Source organism: Amycolatopsis sp. cmx-11-51, assembly GCF_047608665.1.
In the GTDB taxonomy this organism is placed as follows: Bacteria; Actinomycetota; Actinomycetes; order Mycobacteriales; family Pseudonocardiaceae; genus Amycolatopsis.
The window spans coordinates 1-637 of record NZ_JADNQO010000053.1 but is presented as its reverse complement, the minus strand read 5'-3'; the positions used below and the strand labels follow the sequence as shown (position 1 = coordinate 637).

The 637-nt window shown below is 60.1% G+C and carries 1 protein-coding gene; it reads left to right on the top strand.

The genetic code is table 11. The features are described from left to right. Positions 1-637: lipoyl synthase (locus ACM6LU_RS39190; protein WP_414942923.1), on the top strand; the 637-nt coding region annotated here is incomplete at both ends.

Sequence of the window (637 nt, the reverse complement as noted above, 5' to 3'; positions counted from 1 at the left end):
GGATGGGGCCGGAGTTCACCGAGCTTAAGGGCCTGGTCAGGCGTGAGGGTCTTCACACTGTGTGTGAGGAGGCTGGTTGTCCCAATATTTATGAGTGTTGGGAGGACCGGGAGGCCACGTTCTTGATTGGTGGTGATCAGTGCACGCGGCGTTGTGACTTTTGTCAGATCGACACTGGTAAGCCTGCTGCGTTGGATATGACTGAGCCGCGCAAGGTGGCGGAGTCGGTGCAGGCGATGGGGTTGCGCTATTCGACGGTGACCGGTGTGGCGCGTGACGACCTGGATGATGGTGGTGCGTGGTTGTATGCGGAGACGGTGCGTCAGATTCATGCGCTGAACCCCGGGACCGGCGTCGAACTCCTGATTCCGGATTTCAATGCGGATCCGGGTCAGTTGGCGGAGGTGTTCGGTTCGCGGCCGGAGGTGTTGGCGCACAATGTGGAGACGGTGCCGCGGATTTTCAAGCGGATTCGTCCGGGTTTTCGGTATGCGCGGTCGTTGGAGGTCATTTCGCGGGCTCGTGCGGCTGGTTTGGTGACGAAGTCGAACTTGATCTTGGGTATGGGTGAGACTCCGGAGGAGGTGGCGCCGGCGATGCGGGATCTGGTGGAGGCGGGGTGTGAGATTTTGACGAT